This window comes from Pseudomonas sp. EA_65y_Pfl2_P74 (genome assembly GCF_963970575.1).
GTDB classification, from domain to species: domain Bacteria; phylum Pseudomonadota; class Gammaproteobacteria; order Pseudomonadales; family Pseudomonadaceae; genus Aquipseudomonas; species Aquipseudomonas baetica_A.
Map to the genome: position 1 here is coordinate 63,868 of NZ_CAXAOQ010000034.1, position 20,161 is coordinate 84,028.

20 protein-coding genes are annotated in these 20,161 nt (G+C 59.8%); 5 read left to right on the forward strand and 15 right to left on the reverse strand.

Annotation, left to right across the window (positions count from 1 at the left end; translation table 11 throughout):
• Window positions 1-126: 126 nt before the first annotated feature.
• The 4 genes from AACY18_RS23790 to AACY18_RS23805 all read right to left on the reverse strand — a co-directional run bounded on the left by AACY18_RS23790 (window position 127) and on the right by AACY18_RS23805 (window position 2,864).
• A complete protein-coding gene (locus AACY18_RS23790; protein WP_221733554.1) occupies window positions 127-1,425 on the reverse strand; it encodes an NAD(P)/FAD-dependent oxidoreductase in 1,299 nt (432 codons plus the stop codon).
• A gap of 63 nt (window positions 1,426-1,488) precedes the next feature.
• On the reverse strand, window positions 1,489-1,662 hold the full coding sequence (locus AACY18_RS23795) for a DUF3094 domain-containing protein (protein WP_007909875.1): 174 nt from the start codon (window positions 1,660-1,662) through the stop codon (window positions 1,489-1,491).
• Window positions 1,663-1,713: 51 nt separating this feature from the next.
• A complete protein-coding gene (locus AACY18_RS23800; protein ID WP_339466279.1) occupies window positions 1,714-2,241 on the reverse strand; it encodes an MOSC domain-containing protein in 528 nt (175 codons plus the stop codon).
• On the reverse strand, window positions 2,238-2,864 hold the full coding sequence (locus AACY18_RS23805; protein ID WP_003228301.1) for a DUF1780 domain-containing protein: 627 nt from the start codon (window positions 2,862-2,864) through the stop codon (window positions 2,238-2,240). The genes AACY18_RS23800 and AACY18_RS23805 overlap by 4 nt, the downstream gene beginning before the upstream one ends.
• 130 nt (window positions 2,865-2,994) lie before the next feature.
• On the opposite strand from AACY18_RS23805, the gene AACY18_RS23810 reads away from it, so the two are divergent.
• From AACY18_RS23810 to AACY18_RS23820, 3 genes are all read left to right on the forward strand, one after another.
• Complete coding sequence (locus AACY18_RS23810; RefSeq protein WP_339466280.1) at window positions 2,995-3,462, forward strand: FAD/FMN-containing dehydrogenase; 468 nt, start codon at window positions 2,995-2,997, stop codon at window positions 3,460-3,462.
• A complete protein-coding gene (locus AACY18_RS23815) occupies window positions 3,459-4,148 on the forward strand; it encodes an energy-coupling factor ABC transporter permease (RefSeq protein ID WP_339466282.1) in 690 nt (229 codons plus the stop codon). The genes AACY18_RS23810 and AACY18_RS23815 overlap by 4 nt, the downstream gene beginning before the upstream one ends.
• 65 nt (window positions 4,149-4,213) lie before the next feature.
• On the forward strand, window positions 4,214-4,429 hold the full coding sequence (locus tag AACY18_RS23820) for a hypothetical protein (RefSeq protein ID WP_339432783.1): 216 nt from the start codon (window positions 4,214-4,216) through the stop codon (window positions 4,427-4,429).
• A 6-nt stretch (window positions 4,430-4,435) separates the two neighbouring features.
• On the opposite strand, the gene yacG is transcribed toward AACY18_RS23820, so the two are convergent.
• The 5 genes from yacG to pilB are packed head-to-tail and all read right to left on the reverse strand — an operon-like array spanning window position 4,436 to window position 9,047.
• Entirely contained in the window at window positions 4,436-4,636 is a 201-nt protein-coding gene (gene yacG, locus AACY18_RS23825) for a DNA gyrase inhibitor YacG (protein WP_221733559.1), read from the reverse strand.
• Window positions 4,633-5,256, reverse strand: coding sequence for a dephospho-CoA kinase (gene coaE, locus AACY18_RS23830; protein ID WP_339432784.1), 624 nt, complete (start codon window positions 5,254-5,256; stop codon window positions 4,633-4,635). Before coaE ends, yacG begins: the two co-directional genes overlap by 4 nt.
• Window positions 5,253-6,125: a prepilin peptidase gene (locus tag AACY18_RS23835; RefSeq protein WP_339466283.1), complete on the reverse strand. Its 873-nt coding sequence runs from the start codon at window positions 6,123-6,125 to the stop codon at window positions 5,253-5,255. The genes coaE and AACY18_RS23835 overlap by 4 nt, the downstream gene beginning before the upstream one ends.
• Before the next feature lies 1 nt (window position 6,126).
• Window positions 6,127-7,344, reverse strand: a complete 1,218-nt coding sequence (locus AACY18_RS23840; RefSeq protein WP_339432786.1) for a type II secretion system F family protein — start codon at window positions 7,342-7,344, stop codon at window positions 6,127-6,129.
• Window positions 7,345-7,346: 2 nt separating this feature from the next.
• On the reverse strand, window positions 7,347-9,047 hold the full coding sequence (pilB, locus tag AACY18_RS23845; protein WP_339432787.1) for a type IV-A pilus assembly ATPase PilB: 1,701 nt from the start codon (window positions 9,045-9,047) through the stop codon (window positions 7,347-7,349).
• Between the two features lie 226 nt (window positions 9,048-9,273).
• On the opposite strand from pilB, the gene AACY18_RS23850 reads away from it, so the two are divergent.
• Both AACY18_RS23850 and AACY18_RS23855 read left to right on the forward strand, forming a co-directional pair.
• Window positions 9,274-9,714, forward strand: coding sequence for a pilin (locus AACY18_RS23850; RefSeq protein ID WP_339432788.1), 441 nt, complete (start codon window positions 9,274-9,276; stop codon window positions 9,712-9,714).
• Window positions 9,715-10,011: 297 nt separating this feature from the next.
• On the forward strand, window positions 10,012-10,368 hold the full coding sequence (locus tag AACY18_RS23855) for a BON domain-containing protein (RefSeq protein WP_339466285.1): 357 nt from the start codon (window positions 10,012-10,014) through the stop codon (window positions 10,366-10,368).
• A 180-nt stretch (window positions 10,369-10,548) separates the two neighbouring features.
• On the opposite strand, the gene AACY18_RS23860 is transcribed toward AACY18_RS23855, so the two are convergent.
• From AACY18_RS23860 to pgi, 6 genes are all read right to left on the reverse strand, one after another.
• Window positions 10,549-10,845, reverse strand: coding sequence for a DUF2845 domain-containing protein (locus AACY18_RS23860; protein WP_339466290.1), 297 nt, complete (start codon window positions 10,843-10,845; stop codon window positions 10,549-10,551).
• The gene (locus AACY18_RS23865) at window positions 10,845-13,796 is read right to left on the reverse strand and encodes a DUF748 domain-containing protein (protein WP_339432790.1); all 2,952 of its coding nucleotides are present in this window, start codon (window positions 13,794-13,796) and stop codon (window positions 10,845-10,847) included. Before AACY18_RS23865 ends, AACY18_RS23860 begins: the two co-directional genes overlap by 1 nt.
• A 94-nt stretch (window positions 13,797-13,890) precedes the next feature.
• Window positions 13,891-14,907 (reverse strand): class I SAM-dependent rRNA methyltransferase, encoded by a 1,017-nt coding sequence (locus AACY18_RS23870; protein ID WP_339466287.1) that lies wholly within the window; start codon window positions 14,905-14,907, stop codon window positions 13,891-13,893.
• A gap of 110 nt (window positions 14,908-15,017) precedes the next feature.
• A complete protein-coding gene (locus AACY18_RS23875) occupies window positions 15,018-15,887 on the reverse strand; it encodes an oxygenase MpaB family protein (RefSeq protein ID WP_339432792.1) in 870 nt (289 codons plus the stop codon).
• Window positions 15,888-15,938: 51 nt separating this feature from the next.
• Window positions 15,939-17,876 carry an acetate--CoA ligase gene (gene acs / locus AACY18_RS23880; protein WP_339466288.1) on the reverse strand — a complete coding sequence of 646 codons (1,938 nt, stop codon included), beginning with the start codon at window positions 17,874-17,876 and terminating at the stop codon, window positions 15,939-15,941.
• A gap of 153 nt (window positions 17,877-18,029) precedes the next feature.
• On the reverse strand, window positions 18,030-19,694 hold the full coding sequence (gene pgi / locus AACY18_RS23885) for a glucose-6-phosphate isomerase (protein WP_339432794.1): 1,665 nt from the start codon (window positions 19,692-19,694) through the stop codon (window positions 18,030-18,032).
• Window positions 19,695-20,161: the final 467 nt, after the last annotated feature.

Sequence of the window (20,161 nt, forward strand, 5' to 3'; positions counted from 1 at the left end):
CCTCATCTTTCGCTCAACACAAACCCCGTGGGAGCGGGCTTGCTCGCGAAAGCGGTCTATTAGCCAGCACATTGGCCGACTGATCCACTGCCTTCGCGAGCATGCCCGCTCCCACAGGTTTTTATATCAATGCAGTTTCAGGCGAGGCTCGGTCCCGCGGCCAATCTTGCTGCCCAGCATCAGCATCGCCGTGCGAAACGGCCCGTACAGCGCCATCTGGTGCATGCGATACAGCGACACGTAAAACATCCGCGCCAGCCAGCCTTCGAGCATCACGCTGCCGGTCAGATTGCCCATCAAGTTACCCACAGCCGAAAAACGCGACAGCGAGATCAGCGAGCCGTAGTCGGTGTATTTGTACTCCGGCAGGGTCTTGCCTTCGATGCGCAGTTTCAGCGATTTGGCCAGCAGCGACGCTTGTTGGTGCGCGGCTTGCGCGCGTGGCGGTACGTTGCGGTCGGAGCCCGGTTGCGGGCACGCGGCGCAGTCACCGAAGGCGAAGATGTTCTCGTCGCGGGTGGTCTGCAGGGTTGGCAGCACCTGCAGTTGATTGATGCGATTGGTTTCCAGGCCGTCGATGTCCTTGAGGAAGCCCGGTGCACGAATGCCGGCTGCCCAGACTTTCAGGCTGGCGTTGATCACGTTGCCGTCGGCGGTGATCAGGCTGTCCGCCGTCACTTCGCTGACTGCGGCGTTGGTCATCACATTGACCCCGAGTTTCTCCAGGGTCTTGTGCACTGGCCCGCTGATGCGTTCCGGCAGGGCCGGCAACACCCGTGGCCCAGCCTCGATCAGGGTGATGTGCATGTTTTCCGGTTTGATCCGGTCCAGCCCGTAGGCTGCCAGTTCATGGGCGGCGTTGTGCAGTTCTGCCGCCAGTTCGACGCCCGTGGCGCCAGCGCCGACGATCGCCACGCTGATCTGCTCGACCACATCGGTTTGCCCGGCGTGCGCACGCAAATAGTGGTTGAGCAGTTGCTGGTGGAAACGCTCGGCTTGTTTGCGGGTGTCGAGGAACAGGCAGTGCTGCGCTGCGCCCTCAGTGCCGAAATCGTTGGTGGTGCTGCCGACGCTGATCACCAGCGAGTCGTACTGCACTTCGCGCGCAGGCACGAGTTCGATGCCGTTTTCGTCGTAGGTCGCGGCCAGCTGGATTTTCTTCTGTGTGCGATCAAGCCCGCTCATGCGGCCCAACTGGAACTCGAAGTGGTTCCATTTGGCTTGGGCGACATAGTTGAGTTCGTCTTCGGAAGAGTTCAGCGATCCGGCGGCCACTTCGTGCAACAGCGGTTTCCAGATGTGCGTCAGGTTCGCGTCGACCAGCATCACACTGGCCGTGCCGCGCTTGCCCAGCGTCTTACCCAGACGGGTAGCCAACTCCAGACCGCCGGCGCCGCCGCCGACAATAACAATACGATGGGACATGGGGATAACTCGCAAGGTTTTTAAAGGAAATCGGTGCGGTTACCCGAGCGAGCGCGATGCAGCTCATAGCGTCAGGTAACTGATAAATCGGCTCAGCAGGCCCAGACCAATGGTCACTGCCAATACCAGCACCAGGAGCATCCACGGCCGGAAAGGCCGGCGCTCGACTCGGTGTTGGGACAGTTGCAGGTACTCTTCGACATGTTTCTGGTCTTCGGGGTTCAGGCGGCTGGTCATAATGGCCTCGTCAGATAGACGTTGCTGAATGTGCAGAAGCTACAGCGGTTTTCAACCGGGGTTGAACGCAGCATAGCCGCTGTCCGGAACCGGTTCGACGGACACGCCATCGTCGAGGCGAATGATTCCGCTTTGTAACACTCGTGCGGTGATTCCGCCATGCCCGCGCACCGCTTGAAAGGTGCCCGGGCCGAGGTTGGTCTGCAGGCGCGCGCAGGGCTGGCACCAGCCAGTGGTTTCGAAAATCGCCTGACCCATGCGAAAACGCCGACCCTTGAGGCTGAACAGGTTGATCCCGCTGATAACGAGATTGCGCCGAAGATCTTCAGGCTTGACCGGTTGCTCCGCCGGGCGGCCCATCAAGGCACTGATCACCGCCAGGTGCTCCCACTGGATCAACGTCACCTGCCGCGCGTTGCGGATGCCGGGGCGAGCGTGATCGCCAGTCAGTCCGGCCTCCAGTCGCGCTTCCACGGCATCGAGTTCGATCATCGGCCCACGGGATTCCGGTCGCACGCCGATCCAGCGCACACGGCCGGTTTGCGGTACGTCGGCGATCAATTGTTGAAGTGGCGTCACAGGCTGATTCCTACGTCGAAAACGATGCTACGGCCCAGGTTGCTGCGCAGAAAATCCGGAGCATCGGGGTGCGCGAACAGCACGCGGGCGAATGTCGGGCCGACGAGGGACAACGAGCGCCAGCCTTGGCGCAAATATTCGGTGGGGGGCGGAAAGTGGCTGTTGAGGTCCAGAACCTCACGCTTGAGGCTGGCGAAAGCGATGATGTCCAGTTCGCCCAGATCCATGCCGCGCTCCTTGTAGTTGTGGGCTTTCTTGCGCAAGGTCGGCGCCAGTCTGAGCAGAAATTCATTGGCTGGAATTCGTCGCGGCTTGGCCTCGCGGCGCACCAGTTGGCTGAGGGAGAACGCACTGCGTCGACGCTGCAATTCATCGCGCCATTCATCGTTGAGTCGCCGGCCTTCATCCAGAACGAAGAACACCTCGAAATTGGCATCACGAAACAGCACGTCCGGTGGTTCGCCGGCCGGGGCGAACTCGTCGGCGCGGTAGGGAATGTTCAGGCCTTGCAGCAGGCGCTGGCAAACCCAACGCTCACGCTCCCATTTGCGGGCATTGGACAGGAACGCGTTGGCTTGCTCGGCCGCGATGGTCAGCAGGCGTAAATAATCTGAGTCATCCATAGGCCCAAGCTTAGCGTTCAAATGCGACAAGCAGAAAGCCTTGCGTGGCAAAGTGCGTCAGTGGGCAGTCTGGATGGGCGGTGTAGACTGACGGAAATCGTCCATTGAACGTAAACCGAGGGGATTGAACGTGAAATCACGCTGGTTACTGTTGTTCGCTCTTGTTCCGCTGTTGGCTCATGCGCTTGAGACCGGCGAGCAACTCGCCCCCTGGACGTTGCTGGATCAGAACGATCAGGCATACACGCTCGACAACACAACCACGACGCTGCTGGTGGCCCGGGACATGGAGGGCGCCAAACTGATCAAGGAAGCGCTGAAGGATCAGCCCAAGGGCTATCTGGAGGCGCGTCACGCGGTATTCGTTGCCGACATCCAGCGTATGCCGACGCTGATTGCCAGGATGTTCGCTGTGCCCGCCATGCGTGACTACAGCTATCGGGTCATGCTCGATCGCGAGGGTCGCGTCACGTCACGCTACCCCGGCGCAGAAGGTCAGGTGTTGTGGCTGCAACTCAAGGATGGCCGATTGCTTGAACAGCATGAATATGCCGACGCCGCCGGACTGCGTGAGGCACTGGAGAACGCGCGGCCATGATCGGCGCCGAGGTGCTGTCCACTGGAAGCCTGGTACTGGGCTGGCTGATTTATTCGCCGGTGCTGCTCTGGGCGATCTTTCGCGCACCTTGGGTCGAATTGTTCAGCGATCGCCGCCGTCAGCATTTGCTGTTCGGCACCGTGTTCGCGCTGTTTCTGTTGTGGCTGGTGCGCAGGGATTTTGACACGGGAGTGTCTTATCACTTCATCGGCATGACAGCGGTGACGTTGCTGTTGGACTGGCCGCTGGCGGTTGTCGGCGGGCTAGTGGCGCAAGTCGGCTTGGTGCTGCTCGGACGTCAGGACCTCGCAGCGCTTGGGGTCAACGGCGCATTGTTCATAGTGCTGCCCGTGCTGGTCACTGAGTGCGTGGCGATCCTCGTCGAGCGTGCGCAGCCGCGTAATCCATTTGTTTACATCTTCTGTTCCGGGTTTCTGGCGGCTGCGTTGTCGGCGTTGATGTGCCTGCTGTTCAGTCTGACGTTGCTCTGGTATGACGGCCTCTTTGCCATGCCAGAGTGGCTGGAGGACTTCATTGGCTACGTGTGGCTGATCATCTTCCCCGAAGCATTCATCAACGGCATGGTCATCAGTGCGCTGGTGGTGTTCTGCCCGGAATGGCTGGAGACATTCAACCGCACCCGCTACCTTTCGGCGCCGTGGAAGGACGACGATCCCAAATCTTGATCCATATCAAACCCGCCACACGCGGGAAATTTCATGCTCGTGCAAATCCCTTCAGGAGCAGCAGCATGAGTGTTTACGAGTGGGCAAGACAGGAGACCCGGCAGAGTCTGGAGATGGCGCAGGAGGTGGGGTTCGATCCGGGTTTGAGCCTGCGCGCCTTGCTCAGCGCAGTGGTGCAACAGAGCAAGACCGTGCGCAACGCCGAAGACCTGGCCGACGAGTTGCGCTTTTTGGCGCAGAACCTCGACGACGATCAGGACTACGGTTTCATGCGGCCCTGAGCGGGATCAGTGACGCGGGTCGAAGTCGCCGGAAAACAGTTCATCTTCGGCATCCGGGGCGACCGGAATCTTGTGTTCTTCGGATGCCCAGGCGCCGAGGTCGATCAGTTTGCAGCGATCGGAACAGAACGGCCGAAAGGTGTTCTCAGGCGTGAATTCAACGGGCGCGCCGCAAGTTGGGCATTCTACGGTTGGGATCTGGCTCATGATTGGCCTCCACTTAAAGTCAGGTAAAAGTCATGCAGACGCTCGACCTCGCTGTGCAGCCAGGCGAGGTCGCGGTCGTTGACCACCACGTCGTCGGCACGGCTCACGCGGTCTTCGCGGCTCGACTGGGCCTTGAGGATCGCCTGGACCTGCTGTTCGCTGGTCTGGTCACGCTGCAAGGTGCGTTCGATTTGCAGTTGTTGCGGGGCGTCGATCACCAGAATGCGCTGAGTCATCGCGTATTGCCCGGATTCGATCAACAACGGCGAAACCAGAATCGCGTAGGGCGATTTTGCCAGCGCTAGATGATGGGCGATTTCCTCGGCGATCAACGGATGGAGCAGGGATTCGAGCCAGCGGCGTTCTTCGGGGACTTCGAAGATCAGCTTGCGCAGGGCGGCGCGGTCCAGCGTTCCGTCAGCCTGCAGCACGCCTGCCCCGAAGTGCTCGGCGATCTTGGCCAGCGCCGGGCGCCCCGGTTCAACCACCCAGCGCGCCGCGTGATCGGCGTCGACCACATGGATGCCGAGGTCGATGAAGTGCTGCGCCGCGGCGCTTTTACCGCTGCCGATGCCACCGGTCAGGCCGAGAATCCAGGGTTTTTCCACAGGGGTATTCATTTCAAACCGACAAACTGCCAATAGAAGTCGGTTATTTGACCACCCCAGAGCAAGGCAATCCAGCCGGCAATTGCCAGATAGGGGCCGAAGGGGATCGGCGTCGAGGTTTTCTGCTGACGCAGACGCAGCAAAATCACGCCGATGATTGCGCCCACCAGCGATGACAGCAGAATTGTCAGCGGCAGAATCTGCCAGCCCCCCCACGCTCCGAGCAACGCCAACAGCTTGAAATCACCGTGACCGATACCGTCCTTGCCGGTGATCAGCTTGAACAGCCAGAACACCGACCACAGCGCCATATACCCGGCCACCGCGCCCCACAGTGCGTCGTGCAACGGCACGAACAGCCCGAAGCTGTTGACGATCAACCCAAGCCACAGCAGCGGAAGTACCAGCACATCGGGCAGCAATTGGTGCTCGGTGTCGATCAGACTCATCGCCAGCAAGCCCCAGGTCAGAAAGATCAACAGGCACGCCGGCCAGCCAAAACCCAGATGCCAGGCGATGAACGCCGAGAGCAGGCCGCAGGCCAGTTCGGTCAGCGGATAGCGTTTGCTGATCGGCGCGGCGCACGCAGAACAGCGTCCGCGCAGCCACAGATAGCTGAGCAGCGGAATGTTCTCCCACGGGCGAATTCGATGAGCGCAATGCGGGCACTCGGAGTGAGGCAGCATGAGGTTGTAGGCCGGCCGTGACGTTTCGCCGGGCAGGCCAAGTACATCCTGAGCCTGCTGGCGCCAATCACGCTCGAGCATTTTCGGCAGGCGCCAGATCAGCACATTGAGGAAGCTGCCGACCACCAGCCCGAGCAGCAGCGCAGTGAAAACAAAGGCCGGCGGATACAGGGCAAACAGTTCGTCGATAGGCATGTCAGATCGCTGAGCCGAGTTGGAAAATTGGCAAGTACATGGCCACCACCAGACCGCCGACGATTACCCCGAGCACCACCATGATGAACGGCTCCATGAGGCTGGTGAGGTTGTCGACCATGTTGTCCACTTCGTCCTCGTAAAACCCCGCGACCTTGGCGAGCATGTCGTCCAGTGCGCCGGACTCTTCGCCGATCGCCGTCATCTGCACCGCCATGCTTGGAAAGACGCCCGTGGCGCGCATCGAAAAATTCAGCTGCATGCCGGTAGAAACGTCCTGGCGAATCCGCAGCACCGCACGCTTGAACACCACGTTGCCGGTGGCACCTGCCACCGATTCGAGGGCTTCCACCAGCGGTACACCGGCAGCGAATGTGGTTGACAGGGTTCGGGCGAAACGCGCAACGGCGGATTTGTACATCATCGTGCCGACCAAGGGCAGCTTCAGCAGCCAGGTGTCTCGACGGTCACGCAAACCCTGGGATTTTTTCAGCGCATGGCGGGTGCCGAACACCGCCGCCACCAGTGCGCCGAGTACCGCCCACCACCATTGCTGCATGAATTCCGAGAGGCTGATCACCATCAGGGTGAAGGCCGGCAGTTCGGCGCCGAAGCCTGCGAACACCGACTGAAATTGCGGCACCACCTTCACCAGCAGAATCCCGGTCACGACCCCAGCCACCAACACCACGGCGGTCGGATAGGTCATGGCCTTCTTGATCTTGGCTTTCAGGCTTTCGCTTTTTTCTTTATAGGTCGCGACGCGTTCGAGCAAGGTGTCGAGGGCGCCGGACTGCTCGCCGGCGTCCACCAGGTTGCAATACAACTCGTCAAAATATTGCGGCTTTTTGCGCAGGGCGTTGGCGAAACTGTTGCCCGCAGCGACTTCCTGTTTCACGTCGTCGACCAGTTTGCGCATGGCCGGGTTTTCAAAGCCCTCGCCGATGATGTCGAACGACTGCAGCAGAGGGACGCCGGCCTTCATCATGGTTGCCATTTGCCGGGTGAACAGGGCGATGTCCCGGGCCTTGATGCGGTTGCCGAAACTCAGCAGGACAGCTGATTTCTTGCGCACCTTACCGGGGTTGATACCTTGCTTGCGCAATTGCGCCTTGATCAGCGCGGGATTCTGTCCACTCAATTCGCCAGTGATCTTGCTGCCTTTCCTGTCCGTGCCTTCCCAGGCGTAGACGCTGATTTTCGCTGCCTTGCCCGCCATGTTCAGTCCTTGGTGACCCGGTTGATTTCTTCAAGGCTGGTGATGCCTTGCATGGCCTTGTGCAAGCCTGAGGTGCGCAGGTCGTCGAAGCCGTCACGGCGCATCTGGCTGTCGATTTCCAGCGAGTTGCCTTCGGCCATGATCAGCCGTTGCAGTTCCGGTGTGTTTTTCACCACTTCATAAATCCCCACACGCCCCTTGTAACCGCCGTTGCAATGATCGCAACCGACCGGCTCGTAGATCGTGAAACTGCCAATGCGTTCCTCGGGGAAGCCTTCCTTGATCAGCGTTTCGCGCGGGATCTCGATGGGTTTCTTGCAGTGGCTGCACAACTTGCGCGCCAGCCGTTGCGCGATGATCAGGCTGACCGAGGTGGCGATGTTGAAACCGGGGATGCCCATGTTGTGCAGGCGGGTCAGGGTTTCGGCTGCGCTGTTGGTGTGCAGCGTGGACAACACGAGGTGGCCGGTTTGCGCTGCCTTGATCGCGATTTCGGCGGTTTCCAGATCGCGGATCTCGCCGACCATGATCACGTCCGGGTCCTGGCGCAGAAACGAACGCAATGCCTGAGCAAAGTCGAGCCCTTGTTTGGGGTTGACGTTGACCTGATTGATGCCTTCCATGTTGATCTCCACCGGGTCTTCGGCGGTGGAAATATTGATGTCGACGGTGTTGAGGATGTTCAGGCCGGTATACAGCGATACGGTTTTACCCGAGCCGGTAGGGCCGGTGACCAGAATCATCCCTTGCGGCTGTTTGAGCGCGGCCATGTACAGGTCTTTTTGCGCTGGCTCATAGCCCAGGGCATCGATCCCGATCTGCGCGCTGGACGGGTCGAGAATCCGGATCACCACTTTTTCGCCCCACAGAGTGGGCAGGGTGTTGACCCGGAAATCGATCGACTTGCTCTTCGACAGGCGCATTTTGATTCGCCCGTCCTGGGGTTTACGGCGCTCCGAGATATCGAGGCTGGCCATGACTTTCAGGCGTGCGGCGATGCGCCCGGCCAGTTGAATGGGTGGTTTGGCCACTTCGCGCAGAATGCCGTCGGTGCGTACCCGTACCCGATAGGTTTTCTCGTAGGGCTCGAAGTGCAAGTCGGAAGAGCCGCTCTTGATCGCATCGAGCAGCATCTTGTGGACGAAACGCACCACTGGCGCATCGTCGACATCGAGTCCGCCGATGGCGTCCTGATTGCTGTCGTCGATGGCTTCGACATCGAGACCGTCGAGATCGACATCGGCCATGTCTTCAAGGCCTGAGGTGTGGGTGTCGAAGAATTTTTCGATGGCGTCGGTGAGCTTGTCGTCCTCCACCAGAATGGCTTCGGTGCTCAGGCCGGTGCTGAACTGGATGTCATTGATCGCTTGATGATTGCTCGGGTCGCAAATGCCCACGAACAGTTTGTTGCCGCGACGCCACAAGGGCAGGGCGTGGTGCTGGCGCACCAGTTTTTCACTGACCAGATCTTTGGGCTGGGTTTCCAAGTCCAGGCAATTGAGATCAAGGAACGCCATGCCGAAGTGCTCCGAGGCGATCTCGGCCACCTGAGCGCTTTTCAGCAGTTTGTTCTGTACCAGATAAGTGACCAGCGACAGCCTGTCGCGCTGGGCCTGTTGCCAGGCTTGCTGGGCGCTTTTTTCCGTCAGCAGTTCGGCCTGCACCAATTGCTTGGCCAGACCGCTCAGAGCGATGTCATTCATGGGGATTCCGCGCACTTGCCGTTCATGACTTATAGCCTAGTCAAGTGACAGCGCCAAACACGGCCCATGCAGGTGACAAAAAGTGTCAGATAGTGCGGTTACAGGTTGTAGGAAACCGCGCCGCCCGCTGCTCGCGCCCAGTCAGCAGGGCTTTATGGCGATTGGCATGAGCTATGCTCGGTCCTTCTCAGATCATGAGATTTCGACTCATGCATGGAGCGTGTCTATGAAAAAACAACAAGGTTTTACGCTGATCGAACTGCTGATCGTGGTGGCGATCATCGGGATTCTGGCGACCATCGCGTTGCCGCAGTATTCGAAATATCAGGCACGGTCGAAAGTGACGGCGGGGTTGGCGGAAATCAGTGCTCTGAAAGTCCCTTTCGAAGACACCATCAATCAAGGTACTGATCCGTCACTGACGAACGTCGCCGGCAGTGCCACGGCCACCACCTCCAACTGCACGCTGGCCGCTTCGGGTACAGCGTCCACAGGCGCTGGCACCATCACCTGTACTTTGGTGAACGCGCCAGGGCCCGTGTTGGGTAAAACCATCACATTGACCCGCACTGGCGCTGCAACGGGCAGTACCTCTGGCACTTGGAGTTGTGCGTCCACGGTCAATCCCGACTACGCGCCTAAAGGTTGCCCGGGCAGCGGTGCCTGAGGCGTTCAACGGCGTCACGGAATGCCCCGCACAGCGGGGCATTTTTCATGGCGCGGCGCTTTATAAAAGCCTCAATAATTTCAGCATCTTAGGAACTTTTCCAAAAGCCGCAACTTGCATGTGCATATTGCGCAAGTCATGCAATTTGCATGAATCCGAAAATTTGCCTTAATTGTAAGTTATTGATTCATATCGTTTTTATTGCTTCATGAAAGTTGGCACAGCGTTCGCAATATCTCCAGTAACCCTGCTGACAAGACATCCAGCAGACTTTCCAGAAAAACAGGAGTTACTCGTATGAAGAAGTTCGCTATCACTGCCGCTGCTGCTACCGCGCTGACCCTGACCATGTCCTGCGGTGCATTCGCACAATCCACCCAGGCTACTCAGGCACCCATGACGCTGGCTGCCGGTGAAATGACCAAGGCTAAAGAAGTTACTTCCGATACCTGGATCACTACCAAAGTGAAAAGCGATCTGGTGACCGAAAAAGGCATCCCAGGCACCGACATCAAAGTTGAAACCAACAAAGGCGTCGTTTCCCTGTCCTCCACTGTTGCAGTGACCGATGCTCAAAAAGAAATGGCTGTGAGCATCACCGAGAAAATCGAAGGCGTCAAAGCGGTGTCCGCTGCTGGCCTGAAAGCCGAGTAAGGCAAAGGCTTCTCGCCTGGACCGGGAGAAGGCGCGACAGACGGGCCGAGCCATACGTCTGTCGCCACTTTAGAGTTCATGCGACTGGTCACATGGATGTGACCATTACAGGCCCCGACACTTGTGTCGGGGCCTGTTCTATTTCGCGGTGCCACAAAAAACAACTGCGGGGGGCTGGGGTTAATGCCCGCGTTCGCTGTTGATCTGGCGCAGGCGGTTGCCCTCAAAGTGCAGGTATTGGTACATGCCGTTGTTCGGGCCGTAAGTCCATTCCTCGACCTGAAACTCTTCGCGGCGATTGGCGCTGCGCTTGTAGCCCAACAGGTCACGATTGACCGGCTCACCGCACTTGTGAAGTACTTCGCTTGCGCGGTCACCGATGCTGACCAGTTGGCTGCCGCAGCGCAGCGTATCGGACGCCCAAGTGTTTCCGGCAATGAGTGTCAGGGCCATCGCGGCCAGCCATTGTCGCTTCATCATTCGGCATCCAGGTGCATTTGCGTGACCACTCGACCGTCGCTTTGTGCCTCGCCAAGGTTGGCGTCGATGAAGTACACGCGGTCGTCCGCCAACTGGCCCTTGTCCACCAGATAATCCTTGATGCTGCTGGCGCGATCCTGGCCCAACTGGCGCAGCAACACATCGCTGCCGCTCCAGAACTTGATCACGCCTTCGCGCATTTTCGCGGTGCGCTCTTCCTTGCCCAGATCCTTCCATTGAGCCGGTGGCTGGGTTTTCAGACGGGTGCGGTAGATGCCTTCAAGCAGCGGGCCTTTCTCGCCATCGGGGACGTTGATCAAGGACGCTTGGGCCGGGACTTTGTCGCCACGACGCTGGAGCATCTTGTAGTAGTTGTACTGGTATTCACGCTCCAGACGCTGTTCGGCAAGCAATGGGCCGTCGCTGCTTTTCGCGGCGGTGCCTTCGATTTCCAGGCGCAGGGCCGGACGCTCCTTCAGCGCTTGTGACAGCTTGATCAGCGCCGCTTCAGCGTCCTTGTTCAGTTCGCTGGAGCCGGGGGCAAAGGACACGGTGCCGAGGTCTTGCGAACCACCGCCGCTGACCAGCCCGCCAATCAGTTTGAACGGCGCAGCGGCGGCTTTGACGATCAGGTTGCGCAGGGTCTGCCAGACAATTGGCATCACGCTGAACTGCGGGTTGTTCAAGTCGCCCGTTACCGGCAATTCGATGGAGATCTTGCCGTCGACGTCCTTGAGCAAGGCAATCGCCAGTTTCAGCGGCAGGCTCACGGCGTCGGGACTGTCGACTTTCTCGCCTAGCTGCAACTGTTCGACCACCACTTTGTTCTCGGCTTTCAACTGGCCTTTGGTGATCAGGTAATGCAGGTCGAGATTGAGGCGGCCCTTGCGGATGCGGTAACCGGCGAACTTGCCGGAGTAGGGCGTCAGCGTGGTCAGTTCAACCCGTTGGAAACGGGTGGCGATGTCGAGGCTGGCCATCGGGTCGAATGGGTTGACCGCGCCCTTGATGGTCACTGGCGCATAGCGGTCGACCTTGCCCTTGATGTCGACGCTGGCTGGTTTCGCCTCGCGACTGTCGATGGTGCCGATCTGGCCGTTGAGTTGCTGGACGGCGGTGGCGAAGTTCGGGGTCAGGCTGAAGTCGGCGAAGTTGGCCGAGCCGTCATTGATGGCGATGGCGCCGATGTGAATGCCCAGCGGTTTGTCTTTGCTGGCCGGTTTGGCTGCTGCGGTTTTGGCGCCACTGTCGGCAGGCTGCGGGATCAGCAAGTCATCGATGTTGGTGGTGCGGTCATCGTTGATCATGAACCGCACATACGGTTGGAACAGATTGACCTTGTCGATCGACAGGCTGTCGCCGTGCTGATAGTTCAGGCCCTCGACGACCACTTGCTGCCACTTGAGGAAATCGCGGGTTTTCAGGGTGTCCAGGGTGTGCAGTTGATCGATCTGGGCGCGCCCCGTGACGCTGAGTGCCAAAGGCTCGGTGCTCTTGAGGTTGACCTTCAAGTCACTGCCGAGCATGCCGCTACGCAGTTCCAGGCGAATGAACGGGTTGATGTAGGACTGCGCGACACGCAGGTCGATGTCCCGGGTTTTCACGTTGAGCTGGGCAGTGACCGGGGCGAGGTTGACCACGCCGTCGGCCATGATCTTGCCTTGCTTGCCCAGTCCGGTGTCGAGTTTGACCTTGAAAGGCGAGCCGTTGAGGCTGTCGAAATCCTGCAGGTCCGCGTTCAGCGGGCCGACGTCCAGCGCCACCGGTGGATTGGCCGAGCGGTCGGCCAGATGCACTTGGTAGTTGCGCAATTGCACGTCTTTGAGCAGCACTTGCCACGGCTTGCTCGGTGCGCTGGGCTCGGGTTTCGGCGAGTCGGCGGCGGCCGGGGTAGCCTTGGGTTCGGCGGCGGCTTGGGCGGCGGGTTTCGAGGGTTGGCTGGCGAACAGTTTCTGCCAGTCCAGTTGGCCGTCGGCTTCAAGGGCGGCCCAGGTTTCGAGTTTCTGGCTGCGGATCTTGCCGACCACCACCTGCTGTTTGGCCAGATCGACCGTGGTTTCGCTGACATCGAGGCGTTCGAGTTTCGCCAGCGGGCGTCCGTCCGGCGCTTTGATCGCGAATGGCGCAATGCTCACCGCGACATTGTTGAGCAGCAATTCGGTTTCTTTCGACAGATTGAGTTTGTAGTCGGTACTGAGGCTGACCACGCCGTTTTCCAATACCAACGGCACCGCGTCCCGCACATAGGGCCAGAAGGATTTCATCTGGCCATCGGTGACTTTCAATGTGCCTTGGGAGGTGAATGGAATCAGGCTGAGGTTGCCTTTCCAGTCGATTTGCCCACCGGCCGGGCCGGCGGCCACCAGTGTCATGTCGGCGTTGTCTTCGGGCAGGGTGCTGAGGTTTTTCAGTTCGAAGTCGAGTTTGTCGTAGAGAAATTCGATGGGCTCGCTGGGCCGCGCGTCTTCAAAGTGGACATAGCCGTCGGCCAGCTTGATTCGTTCTATGCGCAGTGGAAACGGCTTGGCATCTGGATCTGCCGGGGTCGGTTCGCTGGCGGGAATGTTGAATAACCCAAGCAGATTAAGCTTGCCGTCCTTGGCGAAGAGGATTTCGGTCTTGGGCTTGTCGAGTTCGATGTCGGACAGGTGCAGCGCTTTTGTCCACAGGCTGTCGAGTTGCAGGTTGGCATACAGGCGCTCGAAGCCGACCTGTTCCTTGCCCGGTTCGCCGATGCCCAACCCCCACAGGGTGACCTCAAGGCTGAACGGATTGAGTTCGATGCGCTGAATATGCGCAGGCACCGTCGCGTAGTTGGCCAGTTGCTGATTGGCCACGCGCAGGGCGATGCCCGGCAAAATCAGAAACCCCAGCAGGCTGTAGAGGGCCAGGGCGGTCAACAAGGCGCCAATCGCGCGAATCAATCCTTTGTGCATGTGCGGCTTCATCTGTCTGAATCGGAGTGCCTTGGAGTATGGCACGCGATTCTGGTTCCGAAGTGCTCACGCCTTGCAGCAAGTGTCTGAAAGTTGTGAGTGAGGCTCAGAATTGCAGGATCAGCGTTTTCAATGGCGGCTGTTGATCCTGCGACGGAAAGTCCCGGCCCGGGGTCATTGCGCTCCATTCACGCACCGGGCGCCCGGCCTTTTCGGCGCAGCGCAAAACCTGTTCGCGCCAGTCGTCCATGCTGACTTTTGCCAGGTTGTTGCAGCAGATCAGCACGCCGTTGTCGGCGGTGGTCAGCAGGGCCGGTTTGAGCAGGCTTTGGTAGTCGCGCAGCAGGTCGACGGTGCCGAACGCGCTCTTGGCCCAGGCCGGTGGATCGAGCAGCACCAGATCGTATTGGCGCTGTTCGAGGCGCTGATAGCTGGGCAGTTTCTGCCCTCGGCGCTGACTGATCGGCAGGCCGGCGAGTTGACGGATCGCCGGGAAGTAATCGGACTGGATGAATTGCATCGTCGGCAATGTCGGGTTGAGCAGGCCGTTTTCGCGACCGACCGCCAGATTGCCTTCGGCGAAGTCCAGATTGCACACCTCACTCGCGCCACCGGCAGCGGCACTGAGGCCAACGCCACAGGTGTAGGCAAACAGGTTGAGGACGGATTTGCCTTTGGCGTGATCCTTGACCCAGCCACGGGTGTTGCGCAGGTCGAGGAACAGCAGCGGATCCTGCCCGGCGTGACGTCCGCGGACGCGATAGTTCAGGCCCCATTCATGACCGACCAGATCGATCAGCGCGGCGTCGTCAGCGCGGTAGACAGGGTCTTGGCGGTCGATACGCGAGTTGCCACGGGAGCGGTCGTTGTAGACCAGCAGCGTCTCAAGGCCCAGGGTTTGATTGACCATGGCGTGCAGTTGCAGCAGATCGTCACGCTCCAGCGTCTGGTGGAAGCTTTGCACCAGCAATTGCGGGCCGTAGCGGTCGATGGTCAGGCCGCCGGCGCCTTCCTGGCTGCCGTGGAACAGCCGATAGCAATCGGTGCCCTGGCTGTGCAACTCAGCGAGCAGGTCCTGGCGTTGATCGAGGGCGGCGCGCAGCGCCTGATTCAAGGAAGACATGCGGGCGCCTTGCTGGAGGGAATTGGGGCGCGGGAGTTTAGCAGTTACTGGGGGGGAAGCTACGAGCTACGAGCTACGAGCTATGAGCTTGCAGCTTATCGCTCTGAGCGTCAGCTGAGCCCCATCCGTCGTTTGGCCCGCTGCACCGAACCATTGCGCATCGCCCAGCGCAGCATCGGCGCGCTGCGCTTGACGCTGGCGCGGATCAGTTGCCGTTGCAGCGGATTCTGCCGGACATTGAGCATGTCGCTGGCCCAGTCCGGCAGCAGGTCGATACCGGCCTTCATCATCAGATCGCCAAACGGGCGGGCCAGAGCGCTCGGCGCTGGCGCGTCGAGCAGCAGGCGCAGGACTTCACGGCTGCGTTCATCACACAACAACTGCGGGCGCATGCGTTGCAGGTAGTGCGCCACAGCTTCTCGCGATTTCGGCACATCCCGGGCGCCAAGGCGCTCAGCAATCACCGCGATTTCGGCGTAATAACGATCCTGATCCGCCAGCGACAATTGCGGATTGCGGTAACGCACATGCGCGGCAAGGAAGTTGCTGACTTCTGCCACATGCACCCACGTCAGCAGATCGGGATCGCTGGCCGCGTAAGGCCGGCCATCGGGCGCGGTGCCGACCACTTGCAGGTGAATGGTGCGCACTTTCTCGATCAGCCAGTCGGCGTCCCGGCGCGAACCGAAGGTCGTGCCGGAAACGAATTGACTGGTGCGGCGCAAGCGCCCGAGCATGTCTTCTCGAAAGTTCGAGTGATCCCACACCCCGGCCAGGGCCAGCGGATGCAGTGCTTGCAGCAACAACGCGCTGATGCCGCCGATCAGCATGCTGCTGAAGTCGCCGTGCACCTGCCAACTGATTGAGTCGGGACCGAACAGGCCGGGATCGCCCTTGGGGTTTTCCAGATCGAGCTGACCGAGAGACAGACCGGTCAGGCTCATGAGTTGGTTTTCGATACGGCGGCGGATGAATTCCATGACCACTCATTGATAAAGGGCGGGCGCGCTCGGGTGACCGCGCCCGGGATGTTACTGGTTGAGGCGCTTGTCGATCAGGCCTTGCACCACGCTCGGGTCGGCCAGGGTCGAGGTGTCACCGAGGCTGTCGAGTTCGTTGCAAGCGATCTTGCGCAGGATGCGCCGCATGATCTTGCCTGAGCGGGTTTTCGGCAAGGCCGGCGCCCACTGGATCAGGTCCGGTTTGGCGAAACTGCCGATTTCCTTGCTGACGTGGGCCAGCAGTTCTTTCTTCAGGTCATCGGTCGGCTCGGTGCCGTTAATGGGCGTGACGAAGGCGTAGATGCCCTGACCTTTGACGTCGTGGGGATAACCGACCACCGCGGCTTCGGCGATGCTGTCGTGCAACACCAGCGCACTTTCCACTTCGGCGGTGCCGATGCGGTGGCCGGAAACGTTGATCACATCGTCGATACGCCCGGTGATCCAGTAATCGCCGTCCTCGTCGCGACGGGCGCCGTCGCCGGTGAAGTAGTAGCCGGGGTAGGGTTTGAAATAAGTGTCGACCATCCGTTGCGGGTCGCCGTAGACGCTGCGGATCTGCGCCGGCCAGCTCGATTTGATGGCAAGCACGCCGCTGCCGGCGCCTTTGATTTCCTTGCCGTGCTCATCAAGCAGCACCGGTTGTACGCCGAACATGGGTTGCGAGGCGCAGCCGGGTTTGATCCGTTGTGCGCTGACCAACGGGCTGAGCATGATGCCGCCGGTTTCGGTCTGCCACCAGGTGTCGACGATGGGGCAGCGCTGTTCGCCGACCACGTTGAAATACCATTCCCACGCTTGCGGGTTGATTGGCTCACCGACGCTGCCGAGTAATCTGAGGCTCTGGCGAGAAGTGTCCTTCAACGGCTCGGCACCTTCGCGCATCAATGCACGCAGGGCGGTGGGGGCGGTGTAGAAGATGTTGACCTTGTGCTTATCGATCACCTGCCAGAAGCGCGAACTGTTCGGATAGCTCGGCACGCCCTCGAACATCAACGTCGTCGCGCCATTGGCCAGCGGACCGTAGACGATGTAGCTGTGACCGGTCACCCAGCCGACATCGGCGGTGCACCAGAACACTTCGCCGTCGCGGTAATCGAGCACGTACTTGAAGGTCATCGCCGCTTGCAGCAGGTAGCCGCCAGTGGTGTGCAGCACGCCTTTGGGTTTGCCGGTGCTGCCGGAGGTGTAGAGGATGAACAGCGGATCTTCGGCGTCCATCGCCTGCGGCGGACAATCGTCGCTGACCTCGCGCACGGCCTGGTGATACCAGAGATCGCGGCCTTCGACCCAATCGACTTTGCCCTGAGTGCGCTCGACCACGAGGACGGTGCTGACGTCGGGGCAACTTTGCAGGGCTTTGTCGACGTTGTTTTTCAGTGGCACGAATTTACCGCCGCGCACGCCTTCATCGGCGGTGATCACCGTGCGGCAATCAGCATCGAGGATGCGGTCACGCAGGGAGTCCGGGGAGAAGCCGCCAAACACTACCGAATGAATGGCGCCGATCCGCGCGCAGGCGAGCATGGCGTACGCGGCTTCGGGGATCATCGGCATGTAAATGCACACGCGGTCGCCTTTCTTGACGCCACGGCTTTTCAACACGTTGGCCAGTCGGCAGACATGGTGATGGAGCTTTTTGTAGGTGATTTGCACTGATTCGGCGGGGTCATCGCCTTCCCAGAGCAGGGCGGTCTGATCGCCGCGTTGTTCGAGATGGCGGTCGATGCAGTTGTAACTGACGTTCAGTTGGCCGCCGGTAAACCAGGAGGCTTCGCCTGTTTTCAGGTCATAACGCTGAACGGTCTGCCACGGCGTGCTCCAGTCGAGGAACCGCGTGGCCTGTTCGGCCCAGAAGGCGCTGGGGTGTTCAATGGATTCGCGATACAGGCGTCGGTAGTCGTCTTGACTCAACTGCGCAGCCCGGCGGACGGCATCGGCTTTGGGGAACGTGCTGATATCGAACATGACGGTTCCTTATTCTTGTGGTGCGACAAGGATAAAGATGCGCCGAGCGGTCAACAGGTTCAAGCCAGATTCGGAATCTGATTTTGAATGCACCGGAAACAACTGTGGGAGGGGGCTTGCTCCCTCCCACAGGGTTACAGCGGTGCGTTCAAATCAACCGCGGTGACGACCGCGGAAGTAGTTGATCAGGCCTTGGGTCGATGGATCGTCAGCGGTGGTTTCATCGCTGCCGACCAGACGGTTGTAAACGCCTTTGCCCAGCTCCTTGCCCAATTCCACACCCCACTGGTCGAAGGCGTTGATGCCCCAGACCACGCTTTGCACGAACACTTTGTGTTCATACATCGCCACCAGCGCGCCGAGGCGACGAGGGCTGATGCGTTCCACCACAAGCGTGTTGCTTGGACGGTTACCCGGGATCACCTTGTGCGGTGCGAGTTTGTGCACCTCTTGCTCGCTCATGCCTTTGTCGCGCAGTTCAGCTTCGGCTTCCGGCAAGGTTTTGCCGAGCATCAGCGCCTGACTCTGCGACAGGCAGTTGGCGTACAGCCACTGATGGTGGTCGGCGACCGGGTTGAAGCTGACGATCGGCACGATGAAATCGGCCGGGATCAGTTGGGTGCCTTGGTGCAGCAACTGGTGGTAAGCGTGCTGACCGTTGCAGCCGACGCCGCCCCAGATCACCGGGCCCGTGTCAGTCGACACCGGGGTGCCGTCCTGACGAACGCTCTTGCCGTTGGATTCCATGTCCAACTGCTGCAAGTGCTTGGTGATGTTACGCAGGTAGTGATCGTACGGCAGGATCGCGTGGCTTTGCGCGCCCCAGAAGTTGCCGTACCACACGCCGAGCAACGCCAGCAGTACCGGCATGTTCTGTTCGAACGGTGCGGTCTGGAAGTGCTGGTCCATGGTGTAGGCCCCGGACAGCAGCTCCTTGAAGTTGGACATGCCGATGGCCAGGGCGATCGGCAAACCGATGGCCGACCACAGCGAGTAACGGCCGCCGACCCAGTCCCACATCGGGAAGATGTTTTCTTCACGGATACCGAACGCCACGGCTGCCGCATTGTTGCTCGATACGGCAATGAAGTGACGATACAGCTCGGCTTCCGAACCCCCCTGAGCCAGATACCAGGCGCGTGCAGCCTGAGCGTTCTTGAGGGTTTCGAGGGTGTTGAACGATTTCGACGAAACGATGAACAGCGTGGTTTCGGCGCGCAGCTTTTGCGTCAGTTCGTGGAACTCACTGCCGTCGATGTTCGCCAGATAGTGGCAACGCACGCCTTTCTGCGCGTATGACAGCAAGGCTTCGGAGACCAGCTCGGGGCCGAGGAACGAGCCGCCGATGCCGATGTTCACCACGTCGGTGATCGGCTTCTCGGTGTAACCGCGCCACAGACCGTCGTGGATGCGGCCGACCAGATCGGTGATCTGGTTGAGTACCTTGTGAACTTCGGGCATCACGTTGACGCCATTGACCGACAACTTGTCGCCCACCGGGCGGCGCAGGGCTGTGTGCAGCGCCGGGCGGCCTTCGGACGAGTTGACCATTTCGCCGTCGAACAGCGCTTTGATCGCGCCCTTCAGATCGACTTCATTGGCCAGACCCACCAACAGATCGCGGGTCTGGGCGTTGATCAAATTCTTTGAATAGTCGAGAAACAGTCCGCAGCTGCTGAGGGTGAACTGATTGAAGCGCTGCGGATCGGCGTTGAAGGCTTCGCGCATGCTGAAATCCTGCATGGCTTGGCGGTGATCTTTCAACGCTTGCCAGGCAGGCAGAGCGGTAACGTCGTGAGGAGTGCGGTAGTACGCCATCGCTGCGGTTTTCCTTTTTACTTGAACGGCCTTTTGAACACTGAACAGGCCAGCACGCCTTGGTTGGGCGCAGGCCAACTGCGTCGACACGGTTTTTGGACACAGGGCGAATACAGTAAACCTCGCGCTGCGTTCTGTCTTGACTTTGTCTGACCCATTCCCTGTACTTTTTTAACATTGATGCCGGCAATGGGCCGACAAACGGAAGAGCACAGGCGACTTAATGGCGCACATGAGTGTTTTTTCGGGTTGGAAGCGAACGGCGGGCAGTGTGCCCCAAGGCTTTGAGGCCGGCAATGCAGGCCGCGAGGGGGCCTGAAACAACTGTGGGAGCAGGCTTGCTTGTATGGTAGGACTTGAAGGGAGGAGGAGGGACAAGGCTCGATTCTGACTGTTAGCGCAGTACAGACCGTGGGAGATTTCACCCTCCTCCTTTCACCCAAGCGCCGATAAAGAATGCATCTGGC

Excerpts from the sequence above, each read along its gene's own strand:
- AACY18_RS23790 (WP_221733554.1), bottom strand. The coding sequence starts at position 1,425 with ATGTCCCATCGTATTGTTATTGTCGGCGGCGGCGCCGGCGGTCTGGAG.
- AACY18_RS23795 (WP_007909875.1), bottom strand. The coding sequence starts at position 1,662 with ATGACCAGCCGCCTGAACCCCGAAGACCAGAAACATGTCGAAGAGTAC.
- AACY18_RS23805 (WP_003228301.1), bottom strand. The coding sequence starts at position 2,864 with ATGGATGACTCAGATTATTTACGCCTGCTGACCATCGCGGCCGAGCAA.
- AACY18_RS23815 (WP_339466282.1), top strand. The coding sequence starts at position 3,459 with ATGATCGGCGCCGAGGTGCTGTCCACTGGAAGCCTGGTACTGGGCTGG.
- AACY18_RS23820 (WP_339432783.1), top strand. The coding sequence starts at position 4,214 with ATGAGTGTTTACGAGTGGGCAAGACAGGAGACCCGGCAGAGTCTGGAG.
- yacG (WP_221733559.1), bottom strand. The coding sequence starts at position 4,636 with ATGAGCCAGATCCCAACCGTAGAATGCCCAACTTGCGGCGCGCCCGTT.
- coaE (WP_339432784.1), bottom strand. The coding sequence starts at position 5,256 with ATGAATACCCCTGTGGAAAAACCCTGGATTCTCGGCCTGACCGGTGGC.
- AACY18_RS23835 (WP_339466283.1), bottom strand. The coding sequence starts at position 6,125 with ATGCCTATCGACGAACTGTTTGCCCTGTATCCGCCGGCCTTTGTTTTC.
- AACY18_RS23840 (WP_339432786.1), bottom strand. The coding sequence starts at position 7,344 with ATGGCGGGCAAGGCAGCGAAAATCAGCGTCTACGCCTGGGAAGGCACG.
- pilB (WP_339432787.1), bottom strand. The coding sequence starts at position 9,047 with ATGAATGACATCGCTCTGAGCGGTCTGGCCAAGCAATTGGTGCAGGCC.
- AACY18_RS23850 (WP_339432788.1), top strand. The coding sequence starts at position 9,274 with ATGAAAAAACAACAAGGTTTTACGCTGATCGAACTGCTGATCGTGGTG.
- AACY18_RS23855 (WP_339466285.1), top strand. The coding sequence starts at position 10,012 with ATGAAGAAGTTCGCTATCACTGCCGCTGCTGCTACCGCGCTGACCCTG.
- AACY18_RS23860 (WP_339466290.1), bottom strand. The coding sequence starts at position 10,845 with ATGAAGCGACAATGGCTGGCCGCGATGGCCCTGACACTCATTGCCGGA.
- AACY18_RS23865 (WP_339432790.1), bottom strand. The coding sequence starts at position 13,796 with ATGAAGCCGCACATGCACAAAGGATTGATTCGCGCGATTGGCGCCTTG.
- AACY18_RS23870 (WP_339466287.1), bottom strand. The coding sequence starts at position 14,907 with ATGTCTTCCTTGAATCAGGCGCTGCGCGCCGCCCTCGATCAACGCCAG.
- AACY18_RS23875 (WP_339432792.1), bottom strand. The coding sequence starts at position 15,887 with ATGGAATTCATCCGCCGCCGTATCGAAAACCAACTCATGAGCCTGACC.
- acs (WP_339466288.1), bottom strand. The coding sequence starts at position 17,876 with ATGTTCGATATCAGCACGTTCCCCAAAGCCGATGCCGTCCGCCGGGCT.
- pgi (WP_339432794.1), bottom strand. The coding sequence starts at position 19,694 with ATGGCGTACTACCGCACTCCTCACGACGTTACCGCTCTGCCTGCCTGG.